The organism is Clostridium zhoujianii, assembly GCF_051590805.1.
Taxonomy (GTDB): domain Bacteria; phylum Bacillota; class Clostridia; order Clostridiales; family Clostridiaceae; genus Clostridium.
Map to the genome: position 1 here is coordinate 1 of NZ_JBPUTF010000002.1, position 24,993 is coordinate 24,993.

Sequence of the window (24,993 nt, forward strand, 5' to 3'; positions counted from 1 at the left end):
CACGCCGCCAGCGTTCGTCCTGAGCCAGGATCAAACTCTCAATAAAAAGTTTAATCTCAATCTCAAAAACTTACTCATAAAAAGAATTGCTGGTTTTTAACTTATATATCTGTTCAATTTTCAAAGACCACTAAAATCGTTCTAAGCTTATTAGCTTATTCAATTTTATTTTTTCTTTTGTTAGCCGCTCTTATCAAGTAAGTAAGTTCCAATTACCAAATTGAAATTTGGATTGTCACTTAAGCGACTTCCTTATCTTATCACCAAGCTAGAATCTTGTCAACAACTTTTTTAAGTTGCTTGCTTAAGTTTCTTTTCTCATCTGCTGAGCTACCTTAGCGACGAGATTTATCTTAACATATCCCTTCTTATAAATTCATATATATTATGGAGCCATGTATATTTATTTCTATTATTCTGATATATTCTTCAATTTCCTCTATAATCTACATATAGATACGCTAGGTATAGTTTATATTGAGATTTATGGTTAACTTAGTTAAAAATCATATAATCATAATTTCTTTCTAATAAAATCACATAATATTAAGATTTTCTAAATAAATCTCTTAATAGTTATGTGCTATAATCTAACTCAAATATATACTAATAGATAAAGGAGACTTGAAAATATGAAAGTAAAATCACTTATTTCTAAAATACTTATAGGAGCTTTATCCTTAAGTCTATTTTTATCATCTATGCCAAGCATATCAGCCTCTGCTGATTCATTTAAAGTTGTTACTTTAGGTGCTAATCTAACAGATCCACAAAAGAATGAGATGTTAAAATATTTTGGAGTAACAAAAAATGATGCTAATATATTAGAAATAACTTCTGAAGAAGAATACAAGTACCTTGGTAAGGTTGCTAATGCTTCTCAACTTGGAAATAAATCTATTTCTTCCTCCTACGTAGAGCCAACAACCAAGGGTGGACTAAATATAACTACAAATAACCTGACTTGGGTTACTGATGGTATGATAAAAAATGCTTTAATCACAGCTGGTATAGAAAATGCTAACGTTAAGGCTTCCGCTCCATTTAAGGTATCAGGCACAGCTGCCCTAACAGGAATATTAAAAGGTTTTGAAAATAGTAGTGCAGGTCAAAAAATAGATGAAGATAAAAAAGAAGCTGCAAATGAAGAATTAGTAGTAACTGGAGACCTAGGTGATAAAATTGGTCAGGATGATGCTACCAACTTAATCAATGATGTAAAAAAAGAGATTATTAAAGAAAAACCTAAAACAGACAAGCAAATTGAAAAAATTGTTGATAAGGCATCAAAAAAATATGACTCTGAATTATCTCAAGAAGATAAGGATAACATTAAAGGTGTAATGTCAAAGATAAATGATTTAGATCTTAACTATAATAATTTAAAAGATCAATTAAATGATGTTACTAATCAATTAAAAGACAAGCTTAACTCTGATGAAGCTAAAGGCTTCTTCTCTAAAATAGGTGACTTTTTCTCTAAAGTATGGGATTCAATAACTAATTTGTTCTCTTCATCTAATGAAGATACATCAGCAGATGCCATTGAAGAAGATACTACAACTGATACGAAAAATACTGATAAATTAACAAACTAATATATTTGAAGGGATACTTTGTTGAAAAAGTATCCCTTCTCTCATTAAAACTCTTATCTATATTAAAATCTTTTTTAATAGCTCTTAATTCCTTAAAGTTCATACTAGATCATCTCCAACATTCTCAATCCCATAGGTGTTATTATCCCCTCTATGAAAATACCTTACTACATTCATTAAACTTATCCCCAATATCCTCTTCTCCTTTACCATAATAACACTGAGCTAATAAACTATATATTTCTGACCTTGATGGTTCTTTAGCTATTGCTTTTTTTAAAAACATTATTCCCTCTTCATATTTTTCGTTCTCTATAAGTTTTCTAGCCCCTTGCATTATCGTATCTAATTCACTATCGTAATTACTTTCTTCAATCTTAGATAAAACATTTGTGATCTTGTCCATAGTAAATGGTTTATGTAAATACTCTACAACTCCAAGTTTAGTACATTCTATTGCATTCTTAACTGTTGCAAATGCTGTTATCATAATAACTTTTGCTTCTATCCCCTTAGCCCTAATCTGCTTTAATAGTTCAGTTCCACTCATTCCTGGCATCTTTACATCTAAAAATATCAAGTCATATTCCTTATTATCTAATTCATTTAATGCTTCATACCCAGATCCACAGCTATCAACTTCATAGTCATTTAATTCTAAACAAGTAGTAAGAAGTCTTCTTATATTTTTTGTATCATCAACAACTAATGCCTTTTTCATTCTTCTCTCCTCCTAATGGTAAAACAAATGTAAATATACTTCCCTTTCCAATATCACTATCACACCATATTTCTCCTTTATGCCCTTCTATAATTTCTTTAGCAATAGAAAGACCTAGTCCAAACCCCTGAGGCACAGAATCTCCACTCTTTATCTGAACATATTTATCAAATATACTCTTTGTCAATTCTTTTGGCATACCACAACCTGTATCAGCAATACTAACAAATATCCTTCCCTCTCGCCTAAAACTCCTTACTGCAATAACATCTCCACTATTACAGTTTTTAATTGCATTAGAAATTAGATTATTTACTACCCACACAAGCTTATCCTTATCACAAATTATATTAGGTATGTTACATCCTATATCATATTCCAAAATTATATCTTTATAGTCCGCTAAACTTTTGACTGTAGTTATTGAAGTTTTTATTATTTCCTCAATATTACCCTCAACAAATGTATATAGTTCCTTATTAGACTCTATTTTTCTTAATGTTATAAGATCTGATATTAACTTATTTAGCCTACCTCCATCATCCTTGATTGTTTCTAAAACCTTTCTCTGTTTCTCGCTAAGATCTCCAAGCTTTTTAGTTTCAAGTAGACTTGTCCCAATCATTATGGATGTAAGAGATGTTTTAAACTCATGTGAAATTGTTGCTAAGAAATCTTCTTTCATTATTTCAAGTTCCTTTAGCTTGGTTATATCTTGTAGAACTACAATATATCCATATATCCTTGCTAATTCGTCTGTTATATCATTAACTGACAACTTAAAATAATACTCCTCTTCATTCCTAGCCACTCTTAAAATCTTATCTTTAATATTTTTATTGTTAATCTCACATATAGCCTCAAATATATTTTCCTCTTTTATAATTTCTGAAAAATGCTTGTTAACTGATTCTCTTTCATCTATTCTAAAGAAACTTTCACACTTTGGATTTACTAGTATTACTTTATAATTCTTATCTATTACTATAATCGGCTCTTGTATACTTTTAACTATTGCTAGTGACTTATTTTTTTCTCTAACTAGCTCGCCTAAAGTATTCCTTTCAAACTGATGAAGCCTTTCATTCATTCTATTAAACTCTATAGTTAGCTCTCCCAATTCATCCTTAGAACTTACTGGAATTTGCACCCCCATATTCCCCTCTCTCACTTCAATTATTGAACTATTTAAAATTTTTAGTGGTTTTAGCAACTTATTTACTAAGTATGAAGTTATTAAGTATCCACTTACTACTGCCAGAAGAGAAATAACTATAATAATATACTTTGCTCTTGTGGCATTGTCTATAGTTTCATCCCTACTATCATTCATAGCTATTTCATTAATATCCTTAATGTAATTTAGCTTATCTACTATTAAGTTATAACTACTCATTATCTCTCTATTATAAAAGTTTTTTACTGCCAGAATATCTGTTGAATTGAGCATTTCATGTAACGTTATGAATTGTTTATTATATTCTTCATATAATTCTCCAATTTCATTTACAGTTTCATATTCTTCTTTTTCAGTAATATTGCCTTTTTCAATTTCATATGACTCCATAAACTCCTGTTTTTTCTTATTAAAAGAAGTGATATTTTCCTCTTTATATTCATCTATGTATGTCCTAATTAACTGATTTTGCTTTTGTATTGCATTCATCATATTATAAATTGTATCTATACTCTTATAATTATTTACCATCAAACTTTCTATTTCTTTATTTATCATAGAAATAGAATAAATTGAAGTCATACCCACTCCTGCAATCCACATTATCAATATAATACATACTATCATCATTTTACTTCTTAAAGTCTTAAACATTTTATACCTCATTCTTATATCTATTCTCTAAATTATAATATATATAATTTAAAAATGTTACCTTAATTTCCCTAGAATCATCTATTTAATTATGATATTCTGAAGCTATATTTCTGTAATTCTTTAAAGGATGTGGTTATTATAAAAAATTTATATATGAGAATAGTTGAAGATATAGAAAAAGGAATAACAAATGGGCTTTATGTACCTGGTAAAAAAATCCCTTCTGTTCGAGAGCTGAGCAATAAGTATAATTGTTCCAAGAATACTATTATTAAAGCTTATGATACATTGAAAAATAATCATATAATTTATTCTACTCCTAAAAGTGGATATTATATAGTTGAAAATATTAATAAATCCTCAGAATATAAGTCTGATACTATAAATTTTTATAGCGGTAATACAATTATTGGTGATATGAATACCCCTGACTTAAAGCATATTTTAAATTGGGCTGGAGATTTATACCGACATAACTCTATAGATAGTGGAGTAAACGGAGTTGATTCTTTAAAATATGCTCTAATAAAGTACCTTGCTAACTTTCAGGTATTTACTAATACAAATAATATTTATATCAATATGGGAATTATTCAAGCTTTAAATCTTCTTATCAAGACCCCCTTCCCAAATAGCAAGAAAACTATTTTATTAGAACAACCTAGTTATGGCTATTTTATTGAAAACCTAAAACTTCTGGATGTTCCTGTAATAGGAATCGAGAGAGATTATAATGGAATTGATTTAGTCAAACTCGAAAAATTATTTAAAGAAGGTGATATTAAATTTTTTTATACTATTCCAAGACATCATAATCCACTAGGTACTACATTGAATAAGTCTCAAAGAAAATCTATTGCCCGTCTTGCTAGTAAATATGATGTTTATATAGTTGAAGATGATTATTTTTCGGATGTAGATACTAATTATAAGTATGACCCTATTTTCTCTTATTCTGATTACCAGCATGTTATTTACTTAAAAAGTTATTCTAAAATAATGCCTTGGATGAGGGTTGGAATTGTTGTGTTGCCAAATTGTCTAATAGATTTATTCAATGATACTATATATAAAAATAACTTTAACTCCTATTTTTCTGCTTCACTTCTTTCTCAAGCTACTCTTGAGATATACATAAGAAGTAAAATTTTAAATAAGCATAGTGAAGTGATTACTAATGACTTAAAAGAAAAATATAAATCATTACTAAATGGTTTGAAATCTCTTGAAGAAACTGGGGCTAAAGTAACTGATGAACATACTGGTTTTTACAGCTATATACAACTCCCAGAGGATGTTAATGAAAATATCTTAATAAAAGAATTAGAAAATAAAAAAGTAATTGTTGGTCCAGGAGAGCGATGTTTCTATGATAAGTCATTTTATAAGAAAGGTATTAGACTGAGTATTGCTAGTGTAGATAAAGATGATATTCAAAAAGGTATGGAAATAATAAAAGAAACTATTCTTAATCTGAAAGGTTCTTATATGTAAATAAGCCGATGGATTATTCCATCAGCTTATTTTATATTGTTTAGGATTCTTTATGAGAATCATTAGTAAGCTTATTTTTTCTTAGATTTTTTAACATCCTTAGCTACTTCTTTCTTTCCTTCGTAGCAATTAATGTATATTTGCTTAAGTTCACTCATTAATGGATATCTTGGATTAGCACCTGTACATTGATCATCAAATGCTTGCTCAACCATTTCATCCATTGTAGCGTAGAATTTCTCTTCACTTACTCCAGCTTCCTTTATAGTCTTAGGCATTCCAACCTTAGCTTGTAGATCTTCAATAGCCTTTATTAATAATTCTACTTTTTCAGCTTCAGTATTTCCACCTAATTGTAGGTAATCTGCTATTCTTGCATATCTCCATGCTGCATTTGGATATTTATATTGTGCAAATGCTGCTTGTTTAGTTGGGGCATCAGTTGCATTGAATCTAATAACTTCATTTAATAATAATGAGTTAGCCATACCATGTGGTAAGTGATGGAATGCACCTAGCTTATGAGCCATTGAGTGACAAATTCCTAAGAAAGCATTTGCGAATGCTATACCTGCTATTGATGAAGCATGCGCCATCTTTTCTCTTGCTTTAACATTTGTAGTACCTTCGTTGTAAGCTTGTGGTAAATATTTAAATACTAATCTAATAGCTTCTAATGCTAAACCATTTGTATATTCAGATGCTAATACTGAAACATAAGCCTCAATAGCATGAACTAATACGTCAATACCTGAACAAGAAGTTAATCCCTTAGGCATACTCATCATTAATTCTGCATCAACTATGGCCATGTCTGGAGTTAACTCATAGTCGGCTAATGGATATTTAACACCAGTTTGTTCATCAGTAATAACTGCAAATGGAGTTACTTCTGAACCTGTACCTGCTGATGTTGGTATAGCTACCATCATAGCTTTTTCACCCATAGTTGGGAACTTATAAACTCTCTTTCTTATATCCATAAATCTCATTGCTAAATCTTCAAAAGCAACTTCTGGATGTTCATACATAACCCACATAATTTTAGCTGCATCCATTGGTGAACCTCCACCTAATGCAAGCACTACATCTGGCTTATAAGAAAGCATTGCTGCTGCCCCAGCTTTAGCTGACTTTAATGTTGGATCTGGTTCAACATCTGAGAAAATTCTAAAATCTATTTTTAAATCTTCTAAAACACTTGTAATTTTATCTGTGTATCCAATTTCGGCTAATACTCTATCTGTAACTATGAATACTTTTTTCTTACCCATATCTTGTAACTCTTGAAGAGCTATTGGTAAGCAACCATATTTAAAGTAAGTCTTTTCTGGAACTCTAAACCAAAGCATATTTTCTCTCCTCTCAGCAACACTCTTAATGTTAATTAAATGCTTAGGACCAACGTTTTCTGAAACTGAGTTTCCACCCCATGATCCACAACCAAGTGTTAATGATGGCGCTAATCTGAAATTATATATATCTCCAATAGCCCCTTGAGATGCTGGCATATTTATTAATGTTCTTGCTGTCTTCATAGCTGCTCCAAAGGCTGCTATTCTATCAGCTGATTTTATTTGGTCTGTGTAAAGTATTGAAGTATGACCCATACCACCTAATTCTATTAATCTGCAGGCCTTTGTTAGTGCTTCATCGAAGGATTTAACTCTATACATTGCAAGTACTGGTGATAACTTCTCATGTGAGAATGGCTCTTCTAATTCAACTGATTCAACTTCTCCAACTAAAACCTTAGCTGATTCTGGAACAGTAACTCCTGCCATCTTAGCAATCTTATAAGCAGATTGACCAACCATGTCAGCATTTAAACCGCCCTTTTCATTTAGTATAATTTTTCTTACCTTATCTATTTCTTCGCCTTTAAGGATATATGCTCCTCTAGCGTCTAATTCTCTCTTAACTTCATCATATACTTCATCTAAAACTAAGATACTTTGCTCTGATGCACAGATAACACCGTTATCGAAAGTTTTTGAAAGTAAAATTGAGTTTACAGCCATCTTTATATGAGCTGTTTCATCAATTATTGCTGGAGTATTTCCTGCTCCAACTCCTAAAGCTGGTCTTCCTGATGAGTACGCTGACTTAACCATTGCAGGACCACCTGTAGCTAGTATTATATCTGATTCTCTCATGACATTTTGTGATAATTCAACTGATGGTTGATCTATCCAAGCTATGATTCCTTCTGGAGCTCCAGCTTTAACTGCTGCATCTAAAACTATCTTAGCAGCCTCAATCGTAGCCTTTTTAGCTCTTGGATGTGGACTTATAATTATTGCATTTCTTGTTTTTAATGCTATTAATGTCTTAAATATTGCTGTTGATGTTGGATTTGTAGTTGGAACTATAGCAGCTATAACTCCAATTGGTTCCGCTACTTTAGTTATACCAAATGTATTATCTTTTTCGATAACACCACAAGTTTTCATGTCCTTGTATTGATTATATATATATTCTGCTGCAAAGTGATTCTTTATAACTTTATCTTCTACTATTCCCATTCCACTTTCTTCTACCGCAAGCTTAGCAAGTTTAATTCTTGCGTTGTTAGCTGCCATTGCTGCTTGTCTGAAAATCTCATCTACTTGTTCTTGAGTATATGTTGCAAATACCTTTTGTGCTTCTCTTAATTGTTGAATTCTTGTTGTTAATTCTTGTGCATTTGTAACTTTCATTCTTTCTTCCTCCTAAAATATATATATTAAATCAATAGTGATTAAATTTACCATTCTTGGTACAAGTTTATTTTATAACATCGTTTATTTTTTGTCAATCTTTTTTCTAAATAAATTTAATTTATTTAAATTATCCTCCTAAATTTGTGTATATTTTGTAACTTTTTTGGTATTTTACAGTATATCCTATCTATTATAACATTTACATAAGTTTTTATAATGAAGTAATTCTTATTGTATTATTACCTGTATGTTATAAAATTATTTATCTTTCTTATTTTTTAATGTAAAAGCTTTATTTAACTTACCTTCCATACTTTAAAAATATATAATTTCCTATATAAATGTTACAATAATCAAAAAGATTATATTAGGAGGTAACATGAATATTGAAATAAAAAATAAATCCTACTCATTTAATATAGATAAGATTGCTGAGTATTTATTCCCTTTTAAAGACAAACTCCATGAGCTATATACATGGGAAACTCCAACAGATGAAGAATTAAAGACTGGCTTAAAGTTGAACTTATTTACTAAAACAGAATATAACAAACTTCTTAAAACTCAGAATTATTTTGATAGAAATTCTTTAATGAAAAATTTTATACATAATAAAATAAGTAAAACTAAAAATAAAGAAGTTTTGACATCATATTATATATGGATTATTAAAGGTTGGGGCGGAATTAGAGGAATTAAATCAGAGGGGTTATATGAGAGAATTCATAAAAGTCAAGATTCTTATAAAGAAGATTGTTCTATTAGTTTCGATAAAATCTCTAGTACAACTAAAGCATTACATTTTATATCGCCTTCTGAATTTATAATATATGATTCTAGAGTAGCCTATGCCCTTAATTGGATTCTCTTAAAAACAGAGGCTAGTAAAAATTTCTTTATTATACCTCAAGGTAGGAATTCTAAACTTAGTGCATTTGATATGCCTACTTTGATAAGACTTAAAAATATGAATATCTATAAGTCTTCTTATGAAGACAACAATTATGATAAAAGATTTATCTATAACAATGATAAAAACTTATTTATTAATGAAAAATATTGTTATTACCTAATGAATGAAATTTTAAAAGAAATATCAAAAAGACTTTGGGCAGGAAGTAAGATGGCGAATTATCCTTACTATACTGAAATGTTATTACTTTCTATAGCAGATACTTTTATTTTTGAAGATATTCTCCATACTCTTTCATTATAATTATACTATAAAATCAACCGAATTATGTCACTTAAAACATTTACATATATGGTATTATCATTTTCATATATTATGATATAATTGAAATGATTTCAAAATTTTAGAAATATCATAAATGAGGTGTAAAAATTATGTATGTTATAAAGAAAATTAGTGATACCAACTTAAATAAGAATTTTTGGGATGATATAGAGCCAATTAGAATCGAAAATTATCCTTGGGATGAAACTGGGTACAAGCCTGAGACAGAGGTAAAATTATGTTATACACAAGATGAGATATTAGTAAAGTTCAAATCCTGTGAAAAACAAGTTAGAATTGAAACTAAAGAATTTAATGGACCTTCTTGGTTTGATAGTTGTGTAGAATTCTTCTTCCTTCCTGAACCAGAGACTGATGATCGATACTTTAATTTTGAAATTACTGCAAGAGGTACCTTACTTCTTCAACTTGATAATAGACCACCTGAAAGACATTATATGAATTATATTAACCCTAACTACTTTGAAATCAAAGCAGATGTTACAGATGATAACTATAGAGACTTCGATAATTTCAAACCTTGGACTATAGAATATAAAATTCCATTTGTGTTTATCAAAGATTTCTTTAAAGACTTTGAAGTAAAATCCGGTAAAATATTGAAAGCTAATTTCTCAAAATGTGGGGATGAAACACTTATTCCTCACTTTGGTACTTGGGCTAATATAGATAATCCAGTTCCAGCCTTTCATATGCCAGAATTTTTCAAAGAAATTATTTTTGAATAAATTATTAAAGATAAAAAGGATATGGCTTATAGCCATATTCTTTTTATTTATTAACATACTTATGCAATTATATATACTATAACCTGCTTATTTATCATGAATATGGTACTAATTATTGTACTTATACCAATTTAAGTATATAATTTCTAGTATTGAATTTAATTTATAGGAGGATATATGCCAGGTTTAATTTTAGAAGGTGGTACCTTTAGACCTATTTTCAGTGCAGGTGTAATGGATGCCCTATTAGATAATGATATTATGTTTCCATATTGTATAGGAGTTTCTGCAGGAATAACTAATGGTGTTTCCTACCTTTCGAAGCAGAAGAAACGAAATTTAGAAGTATTAGAAAATTATCGCCATGATAAAAGATATCTTGGTTTTGGAAATTTTTTTAAATGTAGAAGTATCTTTGGATTAGATTTTGTATTTGATGAAATACCAAATAAGCTAAATCCTTTTGATATGGATACTTTCAAGAAATATGACGGAAAAGCTTTAGTTGGTGTAACTAATGCCATCACGGGCAAGAGTGAATATTTAGATGTAAAAGATTTGGATGATAAATGTTTGATGCTTAGAGCTACATGTGCTATTCCTATGTTTTTTCCTGCTATCAAGATTAATAATAACTACTATTATGATGGTGGTATTTGCGATCCTATTCCAATAAGAAAATCCATTGAAGATGGTAATGAAAAACACTTAATAATCCTAACAAGACCAAAGGAATATACTAAAGAGCTAAGCAAGGGTAATGTTATTGTCTCTAAATTACTTAAAAGAAAATATCCTAACTTAAAAGATCCACTATTAACTAGACATAATCATTATAATAAAACTGTTAAATTTTGTGAAGAATTAGAATCTCAGGGTAAAGCTATAATTATAAGACCTACTCTAGACCAAGCTGTTGAAAGCTTTGAAAAAGATCTTGATAAAATTAGAGCAGGTTATAATAATGGATATAAAATGGGTATTGAAAAAATAGAAGAAATTAAAAAGCTTTTTGATTAATTATGCAAATGGCATATGTTCTAAAGCAAATGTATATAAGAATGGGTATTCTTTTTCAATGTATTTCATATAAACTACCCATTCTTTAGATAGATATTTATACAACCTTAGTATATCAATCCTTAAATGGTTTATGTCTTCCTTTGAAAGTTCCCCATTTCTAGATCTGATTTTTATCTCACTATGTAAGTGAATTGCAGATTGTAATAAATCTGTAAATATATCATGCTCACTTAAATATGGATTTTCTATAAACCTTAGAAAACTCTCTTTATTATCCTTCAACAAGCCATATACTTCAAGTATATCCGCCTTATCTATATGCAAAGTACAATTATAATTCTCCATAGCCTTTTCAATTTCTTTAGCTTTATTATCCATACTCTCACCTAATTTAGGTAATAAGCGTGATAATCTACCTGACTCTTTATCCTTTGAAGCTATCTTTTCTAATAATTCATTACCTACCTCTTCAAAGAATATTTCTATAGCTAGATTTATCTTCTGTAACTTGTGGATCTTTTCTCTTCTTTCAAGCTCTTTCTCAATAATTAATACTGTTACCAATACTTCTATTGGAATAAAGGCTAAATCTTCTGTGAAAAACATAACTATATGGTGTAAATCTCTAAATAACAAATAATTTATTACATATAGTATAAACGATGCTACTAGTAACATGGATACTAATCTAAATGTATATCTATCCTTTTTCATCTTACTACCTCCTTGTAATGCTAACAAGAATTAGTATTACCAAAAGAAAGATATACTAAAACAAAAAGACAGCCATATTAGCTGCCTTAAAATTTACTTACTTTATTTTATATTAAGCTCTCCCTTACTTTTTCATATTACATCCTATTTTTCTATTTATCTTATCTATTACTATTCTAAAAATAATATTTGTTATAATTATTAATACTGCTATCGCAGAAGCTGCTGCTGTATCTCCAACATCAACTTTATTTATCATGGATATAGTTGCTAAAGTTGTAGTAGGGAAATATAAAAATACCACTGCCGATACAGTAATCATTGAATTAACAAAGTAATAGGAAAAACTTTCAATTACTGCTGGTAAACTTATCGGTAATATAACTTTCTCAACTAGAGTTTTCCAAGAAACCTTCATAGTTTCTGCTACATTTTCATATTCCTTATCTATTTTCTTCATTTCATTAGAAATAGTTAAAAATGGATTAGAGAAAAAATGGATTATATTAGCAAATACTAATATAACAAATGTCCCATATATTACCTTGAGCGGATTTCCTGAATAATTAAAGAAAAATATAAATGATATACCAATTGTTAATCCTGGTATTGCATTGGGTAACACCCCTAAAAAATATATTACTTTATTTATTTTCGAATCCTCTCCCGATCTTACGCTAATGTAGGACGCAATAAAGCATAGTGCTGTACCCAATATTGCTGTTAATAAAGCTACAAATATACTATTAGCAAAAATCTTAAAAACACTCATTCCAAGTATTGAGAATTTAAACCATTTAAATGTAAAGCTTAAGTCATAAGGCCAATTACTTATAAAAGCTGACATAAGTATCACTATAAATATAGATACTATTATAGTTGCTATTATAGTTGTAAAAGCTCCTAAAATTATATCTCTCTTTTTATCTTCCTTTATGAAATATTCAGTAGCCTTAGAATCAATGCTTGTTTTATTTTTTTTGCTAACATTAAAATCTACAATGAATGCTAAAATTGCTGGAATTATTAAAAGTATTCCTACAACTGCACCTGCTTCTAGATCCTGCTGTCCAAGCATTTTCTTATAAACTTCTGTTGCCAATACTGAGTAGTTTCCACCAACTATCTTAGGTGCACCAAAATCAGTAAAAGCCATAGTAAATGCTGAAAAACAAGCTGTTATTATACTAAACTTCATTGAAGGTAGTGTTATTTTGAAAAATTGTCTCACTTTACTTGTTCTTAAAACATCAGCTACCTCATAAAGTCTATTATCTGCATTCTTCAATCCAAGTAGCATCATAAGATAGATAACAGGAAATATATATAATACTTCTGAAATGATAATCCCCCATTTTCCATATATATCCCAATTTAATGATAATAAGCTAGTTACTATCCCCTTACCTCCAAATAGATATATAAGTGCTATTCCGTGAGTCATTGTAGGTGCAAACAATGGTAGTATTGCTATCCAATGAAATAATGATTTAAATTTTAATCTGCTCCTATTTATAGCATAAGCATACGTAAAAGCAATTACTATTGTAATTATCATTGCTGTTATAGAAACAACTATACTATGCCCTAAAGCTACTCTAAATCCTCTTGTAGGTATATAGTCTATAAAGTTTTTAAACCCTACAAATTCCCCATCCATATTTTGAAATGCCTTTAAAAATAATGCTACTATTGGCATCGCTAGAAATATAGTTAGGAAAGTTAATATTAAAATCCTTATTAAAGTTTTAGATTTATTACTATTCATATTCCATTCCTCACTATATTCTTACATATAACTTTTTACCGACTACAATATTCATGTTATTTTTATCTTTCCATGATATATCAAGGCAAAGTTCGTTATTATCCATATCTTCTACTAATACTCTATATATATTTCCTCTAAACTCAATATGTTTGATAGTTACCTCAATTGAGTCTTCCATTGGATCTTCACTGAATTCCATACATTCTGGTCTTATAAAGGAAATTTCTCCATTAGTATCATTAACAAAATTTATCTTTCCAATAAAATCAGCTACAAATTCAGTATTAGGTTCGTAATAAATCTCCTCTGGTTTTCCCTGCTGTTCTATGAACCCATTATTAAAAAGAATTATATTATCCGCCATGGTTAGTGCTTCTTCTTGGTCATGAGTAACCATTATAGTTGTTATGTTCAGCTTTCTTTGTATTCTTTTTATTTCAGTTCTTAAACTCTCCCTAACCTTAGCATCTAGCGCAGATAATGGTTCATCTAACAAGAGTATATCTGGATTTAGAATAAGAGATCTTGCTAAAGCTACCCTCTGTTGTTGCCCCCCTGATATTTGTGATGGATATTTATCTTTAATTTCTTCTAGATTAATAAGTTTCAACATTTCCATAACTTTTTCTTCTATACTGCTTTTGCTTGCTTTTTCATTAACTAATCCAAAAGCAATATTATCAAATACAGATAAATTAGGAAATAGAGCATAGTTTTGAAATACTATCCCTATATTTCTTTCAGAAGGAGATAGTTTTGAAATATCCTTTCCTTCTAAATAGACATTTCCATCGTCTAACTTTTCAAGTCCTGCTACAATTCTCAATAAAGTTGTCTTTCCGCACCCACTTGGTCCTAGGAAACATATAAATTCCCCTTTTTCTATTTCTATATTAATATCTCTTAGTACTTCTACTTTTCCAAAATTCTTTTTAATATTCCTTAAACTTAAATAACTCATTTATTCAACCCCATATCTCTTTTCCCATTCTTTTGTCAATCTATTTTGGTTTTCAGACGCCCAGTTAAGATCATTATCAATCATTTTCTCATCCATACCTGCTGGTGCATCAGGATTTAAGTCATATTTGAAATCTTTAATAGAAATTAAACTTCTATTTTTCCCATGCATTCTTAAAGCTTCTTCTGAAATTGCCCAGTCATAAAAAATCTTTGCTGCCTCTTTAACCTTAGGCTTATTGGCTAATGCTACTATTTCAACATCCCATCCACAGCCTTCCTCTGGTATTATAGTCTTTATATATGAATTATCCTTTTCTGATTTAAAGGATGTAAAATCCATTCCTATACCAATTAAAGCTTCTCCTCTTTCAACCATTCTTGTTGGACCACTTCCTGAGTGAGAATACTCTTTGATATTTTTGTCTATATTATCCATATATTCCCAAGCCTTTTCTTCTCCATATAATTGTACTAATGTATTTACAACTAAATATCCTGTTCCTGATGATGATGGATTTGGCATAACTATCTGTCCCTTATAGATAGGATTTAATAAATCCTGATATGACTTTGGCATTGGTAATCCTCTAGCCTCTAATTCTTTTGTATTTACAGTTAATACAGTCATCCATGCACTTGTCCCTACCCACGTTGGTACAGAATTAACTTGATCATAAAATCTTGGCTCTATATTGCTTCTCATTGGTGAATCATAAGGTGCAAATGCATTAAATCTATCTAATATTAATGCATTACTTCCTGGTAAACCCCAAACTATATCTGCTCTTGGATTATCCTTTTCCATTAATAGTTTGGCTGCAACAACTCCGCTACCATCTCTTACAATATTAACCTTAATATCTGGATATTTTTTATTAAAGTCAGTAAGATACTCTTCAATTTGATCTTCATAATGTGCTGTATATATAGTAACTGTATTATCGCTATTCGATATAAACACCGTCGTAACGAATAAAGCTAATAACGAAATAATTATTACTCCATAAATACCTTTTTTCATAATATACTTTACTCTACCCTTCTCTTAACTTCTTCTAAATCTTCTAAAGAATCAATCTCATATATATCAGAACTTTCTAGCAAGCTAACATATAAGTTAAGCTTATTTATATTCCTTTGTACTATATCATCCCAGAATAATTCCTTGAAATCACCATTCTCTATTGTCCTTTCTAATTCCTTTACTATAATTTCTGCATCACTTTTACACCAGTATGAAACACCGGATAAAATATACCCATTCCCATTACATACCGTTACCTCTTCAACTCTTTTATTATCATTAAAATCAATCTTCCACTCATTCTTAAAATTCTCTCTATATGCAGTAAAGTATGTAGATCTATTAATTTCATTATCAATAAAGTTTTTACATATATAATTATCTGCATCGATTACATATGAATCAGCCAAATATTCCTTAACTAGATGCATAGTATAAATATTGTTATACTCTGAATATTTATCATTATATACTAGCTTTACACCGTATTTTTCTTCAAGATATTTAAACTTATCATTTAGATATCCTGTAACAACTATGATTTCGTCTATCCCTTTTTCTTTTAAGAACTCTACTTGTCTTTCTAACAATGGTTGTCCATTAACTTCCACTAGTGATTTTGGCGTAGTTAATGTTAACGGTCTTAACCTAGTTCCCATACCTGCTGCTAAAATAATTGCTCTCATTCTTTACACTCTCCTTATTTCTTATCAATAGCTTCCTTTTTATTTATCATAGGAACAATATTATTTAATATGTTCTTATATTGATTTATATTATCTATCTCTCCCCAAATTAATGGTGTTATTTTCTCATATCCAATATTATAATTTCTTGAAATATCTAATATCATATACTCATAACTCATAAGTTGATTTTCATTTCTCTTAAAATCACTTAACATTTTGCAGAATAGTCTATATGATATCTTACTTATACCAATCATTTCTCCATCTATTCTATTGAATTGATGAATATCTTTTGACATCTTGAATAAATATCCATCTTTGATCTCTACATATGCTTCGTCACCTGAGCCACTTATATCCGATAACAATATGCAATCCCTATTACTATTCTCCAGTACTTTCTTAACTGCAATATTTTCAAATACAAGATCATGTTCTATAAGAATAAAATCATCATTAATATACTTTTGAGCTAAAGCTAATGATTTCATATTTCCAACTGAATTATACTTATTATTATATACACAAAAAATGTTTTTTTTAGTCTTTACATATTCATCATAAAATTTACTTTTATACCCTGTAACTATTATTATTTTTTCAATTCCATTATCCTCTAGTAATTTAACTATTCTATCTATTACCTTTTCTCCATTAACATCAAGGAACCCCACTGGATGATTAAAATCCAATGTAGATCCAGCTGCTAATATCACAGCTTGCTTAACTTTATTAAAGTGATTTTTATTTATCTCAAGTTTTGTGCTCTTAATCTTTTCTAGTGCTTTTTCTAATATTTCAACACCATTGGTTGTTAATTCATATCTAACATCCCTATTATTTTTTTTTACAGTATATATGTGCTTCTCATCTATCATCTTATTTATGATAGTATTTACTTTTCCTAATGAAATATTTATGTCACTAGCAATTTTCCTCTGAGTAATATTTTCATTATCATTTATAATTTTTAAAACTTCTATATAACTTTTAATCATTACCTTTCACCTTTGTACAATTTTTGAACAATATTCTTATATTATATATTAATCTACATCTTTTTTCAAGTTTTTCATAATCATTACAAAAAAAACAAGCTCCATTAGGAAATATAATTATATTTCCTAATGGAGCTTAGATATATTTTATTTTTTCAAAATTTCATCTACCTTTATATTTTTCTCATTAAGTCTCCTATTAATAAATGATGAAAATACAGTATATATTACACCAAATAAAGGGATTCCTATTAATATTCCTAATATTCCAAAGCTACTACCTCCAACAGTTATAGCAAATAATACCCACAATGCCGATAATCCAATTGAATTCCCTACTACTAATGGGTAAATTAGATTTCCTTCTATTTGCTGAATTACTACTATTAGAACTATAAACCATACTGCAGTCATTGGATCAACCATAAATATTATAAATGATGCTGGTATAGTTCCTATTAATGCTCCAAAAATAGGTAGTAAGGCTGTAACCCCTATAATTGTACTTATTAATAAGGCATAAGGCATTCTAAATATACTCATACCTACAAAACATAAAGTGCCTAGTATTACAGCCTCAATGCATTGACCTGTAATAAATTTAGAGAACTTAAAATGAGATATTTTAGTAACTGCCATGATTTTATCTGCCTTTTTTAAATCAATAAATGCATATAACATTTTCTTTGCTTGTAAAGAAAGTTTCTCCTTACTTAAAAGAATATAAATAGCAATTAGTATTCCCATGAAAAAGTTAATTATAGTTGATGTAACACCCATAGTAATATTTAATACTTGTGATACTAAACTACCAGTTACTTGTCCAACAACTTTAATTAAATTTTCACCCATTGACAATATTTCATCCCATATTTCATTTAATACATCAGTAGAACCCATATACTCCGCCATTATATTCTCTAGTGACTGAATATAATCTGGTATGTTTTTCACTAATGTTGCTCCACTTTCAACTAATTGAGGTATTATGAAAATAATAAGCCCAATAAATAATGCTACTATTGTTAATATAGTTAAGAATAATGCTAATGGTCTAGCTACTTTATCTAATTTCTTTCCTTTTACATTCTTAAATGCTGGTATTAGTAATTTGTTTTCATAAAATTTCATCGGTATATTAAGTACGAAAGCAACACATATCGCAATTAAAAATGGCTTTAACATACGTAATGTTGTACCTAAAAATCCACCAACTGATTTTATATTAATAAATAAAAATGCTAGTACAACAACATAAGTAGCCAATAAAATATTTGACTTAAATCTTGGATCTTTCATTTGATTCATCAATCTAACTCCTTTTTCTATACTAAATATTATACCTTACTTGTAGAATAAGTAGACAAGTAGTAAACTCCCTATCTCTATTAAAATATAACTTTAATTATAACATATCTAATATCAAGTTTTATATAGCAAAATAAGTTGATTTAAATCCTTTTTTATAATTCTTTTACAAGTACATATCTTCTTAAACCACCATATTTTATCTTATCCTTAGCTATTTTGTAGCCTAAGTTTTTAAAAGTATTTACACTATAATCATTATATGGTGATGCAGTTGCACACATTATTGGTGTATTGTTTGCTTTACCTATCGCCTCTAATACTTCGCATATTTTCTTTTGAAGCCTATTACCTCTATATTCTGCTTTTACTAGTGTTGATTCAATTTGTCCAACCTTTAAAAGTTCTTCTCCATGAAGTTCTATATCATATCCATAGTTACTTTCCTCATAGCCTAGTTTACAATATACACCCATAGCTACTAATTCATTATCTTCTGTTACACAACCAACTATTCTTCCCTTTTCAGATATAAATTCTGAAAACTCTTCCTTTGTTGATGGTGAATATAACTGTTTATCATCTAGTCCCAAATAAATAACCTCTTGTAACTCCATGATTTTGTCCATATAGTTATCATCTAGTAGTATTAATTTTGCCTTTATCTTTTGTCCATCTTTTCTCTTTAATTCTATAACCTTTTCCATAAGTACTCCTCTATTCTAATAATATATATACAATAGTACCATAAAAGTCTTCAAAGAAAAATTTATCATAAAAAGAGAGATGCTTTCACATCTCTTTCTATTACTTTTCTCTCTTAAATTCTCTAAATAAAAATACTCCAATAACAATTGCAGAAATAATATCTGATATTGGTTGTGCTACCCAAACCCCAGGTAATCCTATAAATTTAGGTAAAATTATTATAATTGGTATTAATAATATAAACTGTCTCAGTAAACTTAAAAACATTGAATATTTAGCTTTACCTATAGCTTGGAAGTATACTGGTCCAACAATTGCAACTGCTATTAATGGTAATGTTAATAAATATATTCTGATGCCGCCTACCGCTATTCTCATAAGTTCTGGATCTCTATTAAATATTCCTATGAATACTTCTGGGAACATCTGAACCAATACAAATCCAATTGTAACTATAATTGTTCCTATAAACATCGATAGCTTTAACGCCTCTTTCGAACGATTATATTTTTTAGCTCCATAATTATACCCAATAATAGTCTGAACTCCTTGTGTTAGTCCAAATATAGGCATCATAAATATTAAAGCAATTGAAGTTACTGCAGTCATTGCACCTATAGCTAAATCTCCACCATAGACTTTTAGTGAATTATTTAAAATAACATGGACTAAACTTGCTGAAAGCTCCATAGCAAATGGTGCTAAACCAATAACTACTATTGTTTTTACATATTTAAAATCTAATCTTAAATACTCTCCCTTTATTTTAAGATTAGATTTTCCTTTAGTAAAGTAATATATAATCCAAATAAAAGTAATTCCTTGAGTTAATACTGTGGCAATAGCTGCCCCTCTTATTCCCATTCCAAATACAAATATAAATAATGGATCAAGTATTAAATTTATAATACACCCTGCTATCATGGTCCTTGCTGCCATCTTAGGATTTCCATCTGCTCTTATTGAATTGTTTAAAGTAAATCCAGCAATAGCAAAAACTGATCCTACAAATATTACACTTATATATTCTTTTGCATAAATAAGCGTCTCTGAGCTTGCACCAAATACTCTTAATATTGGATTAATAAATGCTAATCCTACAACAGTTACTACTGCTGATATAATTACTGCCAACATAAAAGCATTTCCTAAGTACTTCTCAGCTTCATCTCTTTTTCCTTCTCCAAGTTTTATAGATATATTTGTTGTAGCTCCCATAGCTGTTAGTACTCCAAATGCTACTATTAATGTAAATATAGGCATTGTTATACCTAATCCAGCTATGGCTAGTGGTCCTACCTCTGGTATTGAACCTATAAAAGCTCTATCCGCTATATTATAAAGAGAGGTTATTAACATACTAAGTATTGCTGGTATTGAATACTTAACAATTAATTTACTGATTTTCTCTTCTCCTAATCTTTCTGTTTCATTCATCTTTTGTACCTCATTTTATTGTAATTTCCTAGATCATATCATAAGTTATGCATACAGGCTTTCCATTTCTAGGATCATCAATGATTTCCGCATCTATATTGAATATTTCTCTAAGATTTTCCTTTGTCATAACTTCATGAGCAGTTCCTTGACAAACTATTCTGCCCTTTTTAACTCCAATCATATGGTCTGCAAATCTTGCTGCATTGTTAAGCTCATGGATTACCATTACTATAGTTCTTCCTTCTTTTTTATTAAGCTCTTCGAGTAAATTTAACACTTCCAATTGATGGGCTAAATCTAAATAAGTTGTAGGCTCATCTAATAAAAGAATATCTGTCTCTTGAGCTAAAGACATAGCAATCCAAGCTCTTTGCCTTTGACCTCCTGATAATGCTTCAATTGGTCTATCCTTGAATTCTAATATTCCTGTCTTCTCTAAAGCCCAATTAATTATGTCATTATCTTCTTTTTTTAATTTTCCGAATCCATTTTGATGTGGAAATCTCCCATAAGATATTAGCTCTCCTACAGTTAAACCACTAGGTGCTTGAGGACTTTGAGGTAATACTGCCATAACCTTAGCTAAATCCTTAGAACTTTGGCTATTTAGCTCCTTACCATTTATAAATATCTCTCCACTTTTAGGCTTAAGAATTCTTGCTATAGTTTTTAAGATTGTAGATTTACCACAACCATTAGCTCCAATAATCGTTGTTATCTTTCCCTTTGGTATTTCTAGATTAAGATCTTTTACTATATCTAAATTTCCATAGGATATATTTAAATCCTTAGTACTTATGCAATTCATTTATTCTTCCTCCATTATTCTGATAACATTAAATATATAAAGTATGGAACACCAATTATTGCTACAACTATTCCAACTGGTATTTCTATTGGTGCTAATAAGTTTCTAGAGATTGTATCTCCTACTAATAAAATTAACGTCCCTATTAATGCAGCGATAGGAATTAATTTTTTATGTTTTGGTCCTACTAACTTTCTAGCTATATGAGGAGCTACTAATCCTAAGAATGATATACTTCCAGCTACTGAAGTAGCAACCCCTGCTAAAATCACTGCATAAATAATTAATTTTCTTCTTTCCTTTTCAACATTTATCCCTAATCCTGTTGCTACTTCATCTCCTAAGTTTAATGTATCAATATATCTAGATTTATATATAGTTAAAGCCATAAACCCTACTATAAATGGTGCTATTGCAAGTACATACTTCCAATTTGCCCCCCATATACTTCCTTGTGTCCAAGCCATAACCCTATTAAATTCTTGAGTTGTAAATCTCAATTGGAATATTGTAAGTATTGAAGTAAATGCAACATTTATCCCTATTCCTATTAAAATTAATCTTGAAGAACTTATACCATTCTTCCAAGCTAATATGTAAATTAAAAATCCACCAAATAATGCACCAGCTAATGCTACTATAGGCATTGTATATATAGTTAAATTACTTATTCCTTCATAAACATTTCCATTCATTAAGTAAATATATACAACTACAAATAAGGCTGCTCCAGAATTAATTCCTAATATTCCTGAGTCTGCTAAATCATTCTTAGTTACACCTTGAAGCAATGTACCTGCTGTTGCTAAGGCAGTACCTATTAATAAAGCAATAACTATTCTTGGTAACCTTAAATCAAAAATAACTAATTCTTGACTTCTTGTTCCTTGACCAATTAATGTTTTTATTACATCTAAAGGCCCTATTGAAAATGATCCTAGGTTCAAGCTAACTAAGAATGTAATAAAAATTAATGCTACTAATATTCCTACTGTGTATATAAATTTTCTATTTTTCATTAATTATCTTTCCCCCTTCCTCACAAGATATATAAATACTGGGACCCCAAGTAAAGCTGTTAATGAACCAATTGGAGTTTCATATGGAGGATTTATCATCCTAGCTATAATATCACCATAAACTAACAGAACTCCTCCTAAAACTAGTGAACTTGGTATTATATATTTATAATCTGCACCTACAATTTTCTTTGCTATTTGAGGAACTATAAGCCCTACAAATACAATATTTCCTGCTACAGATACCGATGCACCTGTTAACAATATTACAATAAGAATAGATACAAATCTTACTCTATTTGTTTTTTGTCCTAATCCTATTGCAACTTCTTCCCCTAGACTTAATATTGTTATCTTTGGTGCCATTATCATAGCTAAAATAGTTCCTATTCCTCCAACTAACAATAATAATTGAACTCCTTCCCACTTTGCACTAACTAGTCCACCAGATATCCAAAAGCTTAATTGCTGTGATAAGTTAAAGTACATTGCTATTCCAAGAGCTAATGAAATTAGTAGAGTTCCCATTGCTGTTCCTGCAAGGGCAAGTTTCACAGGATCAACCTTTCTCGCTGATCTTGAACTTACGAAATATACTAAAAGTCCACTTATACTTGCACCTAAAAAGGCAAATATCATAAGGCTAAAGCTACCTATAGCAAGGGTTGGCATAACTTTTTGTAATACAAATGCTAAAGCAATAGTAAAAGTTGCTCCTTGAGTAATACCCATTACTGATGGTTCTGCTATTGGATTCCTTGTTATACCCTGCATTATTGCCCCAGCTACTGCTAGGAATCCACCAACTAATGCAGCTGCTATTGCTCTTGGTATTCTAACATCCCTAATTATCTTTATATTCACATCATTTTCATTAGAAAATAAACTATTAACTATAGTCCCTAAACTTATATCCTTGGCTCCTAATGAAATCGAAATCCCTATCCCTATTACTAAAAGAATAATTCCACATATTATTAATGAATATGTATTGATTTTTCTTTTTGAGTTAATCCCCATTTCCATCCCTCCTAATCAACGTTACAAAATTCACTTACAATTCCTATAGAATAAAAAAGGCGGCTACTGCCACCTTTTAATTTACTTTATTAATTGATCTTTTATTGATTCTAGCAGCAGCTCTTTTCCAATTGGATTATATACTTGTGTAAAGTATGGAATTGCATCAAGTACTATTGCATTTCCTTCCTTAACAGCTCTGATTTCTGGCCATACTGTACTAGCTTCTAAATCTTTCTTATCTGATTCAGTAGCAATAACAATTATGTTATCTGCATCTATATCAGTTAAACCTTCCATTGTAACAGTTGGTAATGTTATACCTTCTTGAACTGGCATATTTGTTGGTCTTGCTAATTTCATATCATCGTTAACTACTGTTCCTATTCCTGCATCAGTAAATACCATGAATGATCCTGTAGTTGATAACACTGGTAAATAAGTTTTTTCTCCATTCTTTTCTATAATTTCTTTACCTAATCTCTCAGCCTTCTCATCATAATCAGCTAACCACTTATTTGCTACATCTTCTTTATCAAATATTTTTGATACATCTACTAATTTGTCTCTCCAGTCATTAGCGTAATCTCTCATCATTACTACTGGTGCTATTTCTTTTAACTGATCATAAATCTTTTCTTGTCTTTGACTCATAATGATCAAATCTGGATTACAAGAAAGTATTGCCTCAATATCCATAGTCTCCATCATTGAATGTCCAACTATTTTGGCACTTCCTAATTTATCTTTAATATATGATGGTACCTTATCTGTTTCATATGAATCTATATTTGCAGTTCCTACTGGTGTGTATCCTGCAATTATTAATTCCTCACTACTTCCTGATATATCAACAATTCTTTGTGGATTCGATGGTATTTCCACATCCCCTTTTAATGTACTAACTACTCTTGTTTCTGCTTTATTATTATCTGATGAATTATTGCTACCACAAGCTACTAATGTTCCTATTGTTATAACTAATAATGAAACTAGCACTAATGACTTTAACTTCTTCATTTAACTTCCTCCTAACAACTTGATTTATTACATGATTTTACCTAATTGATAACCATTATCATTTTTTACTTTGCTATTATACAATAGTATTTCCTCCATCGTCAATAATAATTCTCATTAATTTTTCTGTTATTCCACTCCAATTTATGGGTA

21 protein-coding genes are annotated in these 24,993 nt (G+C 29.6%); 5 read left to right on the top strand and 16 right to left on the bottom strand.

From position 1 onward, the window contains the following. The first annotated feature begins 632 nt into the window (after positions 1-632). On the top strand, positions 633-1,598 hold the full coding sequence (locus ACSYT2_RS13700) for a DUF1002 domain-containing protein (RefSeq protein WP_438385028.1): 966 nt from the start codon (positions 633-635) through the stop codon (positions 1,596-1,598). A gap of 151 nt (positions 1,599-1,749) precedes the next feature. On the opposite strand, the gene ACSYT2_RS13705 is transcribed toward ACSYT2_RS13700, so the two are convergent. Next, positions 1,750-2,319 (bottom strand): response regulator, encoded by a 570-nt coding sequence (locus ACSYT2_RS13705; RefSeq protein WP_430856704.1) that lies wholly within the window; start codon positions 2,317-2,319, stop codon positions 1,750-1,752. Beyond that, the gene (locus ACSYT2_RS13710) at positions 2,297-4,150 is read right to left on the bottom strand and encodes a sensor histidine kinase (RefSeq protein ID WP_438385029.1); all 1,854 of its coding nucleotides are present in this window, start codon (positions 4,148-4,150) and stop codon (positions 2,297-2,299) included. Before ACSYT2_RS13710 ends, ACSYT2_RS13705 begins: the two co-directional genes overlap by 23 nt. A gap of 156 nt (positions 4,151-4,306) precedes the next feature. Here ACSYT2_RS13710 and ACSYT2_RS13715 point away from each other — a divergent pair, with 156 nt between their 5' ends. Next, a complete protein-coding gene (locus ACSYT2_RS13715; protein ID WP_430856706.1) occupies positions 4,307-5,647 on the top strand; it encodes an aminotransferase-like domain-containing protein in 1,341 nt (446 codons plus the stop codon). Between the two features lie 71 nt (positions 5,648-5,718). Here ACSYT2_RS13715 and adhE read toward each other — a convergent pair whose 3' ends face one another. Next, complete coding sequence (gene adhE, locus ACSYT2_RS13720) at positions 5,719-8,346, bottom strand: bifunctional acetaldehyde-CoA/alcohol dehydrogenase (RefSeq protein WP_430856707.1); 2,628 nt, start codon at positions 8,344-8,346, stop codon at positions 5,719-5,721. Between the two features lie 382 nt (positions 8,347-8,728). Here adhE and ACSYT2_RS13725 point away from each other — a divergent pair, with 382 nt between their 5' ends. The 3 genes from ACSYT2_RS13725 (at position 8,729) to ACSYT2_RS13735 (ending at position 11,355) form a co-directional block, all read left to right on the top strand. Further along, positions 8,729-9,565 carry a hypothetical protein gene (locus ACSYT2_RS13725; protein WP_438385030.1) on the top strand — a complete coding sequence of 279 codons (837 nt, stop codon included), beginning with the start codon at positions 8,729-8,731 and terminating at the stop codon, positions 9,563-9,565. A 131-nt stretch (positions 9,566-9,696) separates the two neighbouring features. Next, complete coding sequence (locus ACSYT2_RS13730) at positions 9,697-10,335, top strand: carbohydrate-binding family 9-like protein (protein ID WP_430856709.1); 639 nt, start codon at positions 9,697-9,699, stop codon at positions 10,333-10,335. 177 nt (positions 10,336-10,512) lie between these two features. After that, on the top strand, positions 10,513-11,355 hold the full coding sequence (locus ACSYT2_RS13735) for a patatin-like phospholipase family protein (protein WP_438385031.1): 843 nt from the start codon (positions 10,513-10,515) through the stop codon (positions 11,353-11,355). On the opposite strand, the gene ACSYT2_RS13740 is transcribed toward ACSYT2_RS13735, so the two are convergent. From ACSYT2_RS13740 to ACSYT2_RS13800, 13 genes are all read right to left on the bottom strand, one after another. Next, positions 11,356-12,072, bottom strand: a complete 717-nt coding sequence (locus tag ACSYT2_RS13740; RefSeq protein ID WP_438385032.1) for an MJ1433 family protein — start codon at positions 12,070-12,072, stop codon at positions 11,356-11,358. It abuts the gene before it with no gap. Positions 12,073-12,196: 124 nt separating this feature from the next. Continuing rightward, positions 12,197-13,840 carry a putative 2-aminoethylphosphonate ABC transporter permease subunit gene (locus ACSYT2_RS13745; protein WP_438385033.1) on the bottom strand — a complete coding sequence of 548 codons (1,644 nt, stop codon included), beginning with the start codon at positions 13,838-13,840 and terminating at the stop codon, positions 12,197-12,199. A gap of 13 nt (positions 13,841-13,853) precedes the next feature. Further along, positions 13,854-14,804, bottom strand: a complete 951-nt coding sequence (locus ACSYT2_RS13750) for an ABC transporter ATP-binding protein (protein ID WP_430856713.1) — start codon at positions 14,802-14,804, stop codon at positions 13,854-13,856. After that, positions 14,805-15,827 (bottom strand): extracellular solute-binding protein, encoded by a 1,023-nt coding sequence (locus ACSYT2_RS13755; RefSeq protein WP_430856714.1) that lies wholly within the window; start codon positions 15,825-15,827, stop codon positions 14,805-14,807. A gap of 8 nt (positions 15,828-15,835) precedes the next feature. Next, positions 15,836-16,516 (bottom strand): sugar phosphate nucleotidyltransferase, encoded by a 681-nt coding sequence (locus ACSYT2_RS13760; RefSeq protein ID WP_430856715.1) that lies wholly within the window; start codon positions 16,514-16,516, stop codon positions 15,836-15,838. A gap of 14 nt (positions 16,517-16,530) precedes the next feature. After that, positions 16,531-17,517, bottom strand: a complete 987-nt coding sequence (locus ACSYT2_RS13765) for an NTP transferase domain-containing protein (RefSeq protein WP_430856716.1) — start codon at positions 17,515-17,517, stop codon at positions 16,531-16,533. A gap of 147 nt (positions 17,518-17,664) precedes the next feature. Further along, entirely contained in the window at positions 17,665-18,825 is a 1,161-nt protein-coding gene (locus tag ACSYT2_RS13770; protein ID WP_430856717.1) for an AI-2E family transporter, read from the bottom strand. A 155-nt stretch (positions 18,826-18,980) separates the two neighbouring features. Then, positions 18,981-19,532 (bottom strand): GNAT family N-acetyltransferase, encoded by a 552-nt coding sequence (locus ACSYT2_RS13775; RefSeq protein WP_430856718.1) that lies wholly within the window; start codon positions 19,530-19,532, stop codon positions 18,981-18,983. A 100-nt stretch (positions 19,533-19,632) separates the two neighbouring features. Beyond that, entirely contained in the window at positions 19,633-20,970 is a 1,338-nt protein-coding gene (locus tag ACSYT2_RS13780) for an MATE family efflux transporter (protein WP_430856720.1), read from the bottom strand. A 28-nt stretch (positions 20,971-20,998) separates the two neighbouring features. Further along, positions 20,999-21,781 carry an ABC transporter ATP-binding protein gene (locus ACSYT2_RS13785; RefSeq protein ID WP_430856722.1) on the bottom strand — a complete coding sequence of 261 codons (783 nt, stop codon included), beginning with the start codon at positions 21,779-21,781 and terminating at the stop codon, positions 20,999-21,001. A 14-nt stretch (positions 21,782-21,795) separates the two neighbouring features. Continuing rightward, entirely contained in the window at positions 21,796-22,800 is a 1,005-nt protein-coding gene (locus tag ACSYT2_RS13790; RefSeq protein ID WP_438385034.1) for a FecCD family ABC transporter permease, read from the bottom strand. 3 nt (positions 22,801-22,803) lie between these two features. Continuing rightward, complete coding sequence (locus tag ACSYT2_RS13795) at positions 22,804-23,820, bottom strand: FecCD family ABC transporter permease (protein WP_438385035.1); 1,017 nt, start codon at positions 23,818-23,820, stop codon at positions 22,804-22,806. 81 nt (positions 23,821-23,901) lie between these two features. After that, positions 23,902-24,840 carry an ABC transporter substrate-binding protein gene (locus ACSYT2_RS13800; RefSeq protein WP_430856725.1) on the bottom strand — a complete coding sequence of 313 codons (939 nt, stop codon included), beginning with the start codon at positions 24,838-24,840 and terminating at the stop codon, positions 23,902-23,904. Positions 24,841-24,993 lie beyond the last annotated feature (153 nt).

Bases quoted from the DNA above. Each gene is read 5' to 3' on its own strand.
- ACSYT2_RS13700 (WP_438385028.1), top strand. From the start codon at position 633: ATGAAAGTAAAATCACTTATTTCTAAAATACTTATAGGAGCTTTATCC.
- ACSYT2_RS13705 (WP_430856704.1), bottom strand. From the start codon at position 2,319: ATGAAAAAGGCATTAGTTGTTGATGATACAAAAAATATAAGAAGACTT.
- ACSYT2_RS13710 (WP_438385029.1), bottom strand. From the start codon at position 4,150: ATGTTTAAGACTTTAAGAAGTAAAATGATGATAGTATGTATTATATTG.
- ACSYT2_RS13715 (WP_430856706.1), top strand. From the start codon at position 4,307: ATGAGAATAGTTGAAGATATAGAAAAAGGAATAACAAATGGGCTTTAT.
- adhE (WP_430856707.1), bottom strand. From the start codon at position 8,346: ATGAAAGTTACAAATGCACAAGAATTAACAACAAGAATTCAACAATTA.
- ACSYT2_RS13725 (WP_438385030.1), top strand. From the start codon at position 8,729: ATGAATATTGAAATAAAAAATAAATCCTACTCATTTAATATAGATAAG.
- ACSYT2_RS13730 (WP_430856709.1), top strand. From the start codon at position 9,697: ATGTATGTTATAAAGAAAATTAGTGATACCAACTTAAATAAGAATTTT.
- ACSYT2_RS13735 (WP_438385031.1), top strand. From the start codon at position 10,513: ATGCCAGGTTTAATTTTAGAAGGTGGTACCTTTAGACCTATTTTCAGT.
- ACSYT2_RS13740 (WP_438385032.1), bottom strand. From the start codon at position 12,072: ATGAAAAAGGATAGATATACATTTAGATTAGTATCCATGTTACTAGTA.
- ACSYT2_RS13745 (WP_438385033.1), bottom strand. From the start codon at position 13,840: ATGAATAGTAATAAATCTAAAACTTTAATAAGGATTTTAATATTAACT.
- ACSYT2_RS13750 (WP_430856713.1), bottom strand. From the start codon at position 14,804: ATGAGTTATTTAAGTTTAAGGAATATTAAAAAGAATTTTGGAAAAGTA.
- ACSYT2_RS13755 (WP_430856714.1), bottom strand. From the start codon at position 15,827: ATGAAAAAAGGTATTTATGGAGTAATAATTATTTCGTTATTAGCTTTA.
- ACSYT2_RS13760 (WP_430856715.1), bottom strand. From the start codon at position 16,516: ATGAGAGCAATTATTTTAGCAGCAGGTATGGGAACTAGGTTAAGACCG.
- ACSYT2_RS13765 (WP_430856716.1), bottom strand. From the start codon at position 17,517: ATGATTAAAAGTTATATAGAAGTTTTAAAAATTATAAATGATAATGAA.
- ACSYT2_RS13770 (WP_430856717.1), bottom strand. From the start codon at position 18,825: ATGAATCAAATGAAAGATCCAAGATTTAAGTCAAATATTTTATTGGCT.
- ACSYT2_RS13775 (WP_430856718.1), bottom strand. From the start codon at position 19,532: ATGGAAAAGGTTATAGAATTAAAGAGAAAAGATGGACAAAAGATAAAG.
- ACSYT2_RS13780 (WP_430856720.1), bottom strand. From the start codon at position 20,970: ATGAATGAAACAGAAAGATTAGGAGAAGAGAAAATCAGTAAATTAATT.
- ACSYT2_RS13785 (WP_430856722.1), bottom strand. From the start codon at position 21,781: ATGAATTGCATAAGTACTAAGGATTTAAATATATCCTATGGAAATTTA.
- ACSYT2_RS13790 (WP_438385034.1), bottom strand. From the start codon at position 22,800: ATGAAAAATAGAAAATTTATATACACAGTAGGAATATTAGTAGCATTA.
- ACSYT2_RS13795 (WP_438385035.1), bottom strand. From the start codon at position 23,820: ATGGGGATTAACTCAAAAAGAAAAATCAATACATATTCATTAATAATA.
- ACSYT2_RS13800 (WP_430856725.1), bottom strand. From the start codon at position 24,840: ATGAAGAAGTTAAAGTCATTAGTGCTAGTTTCATTATTAGTTATAACA.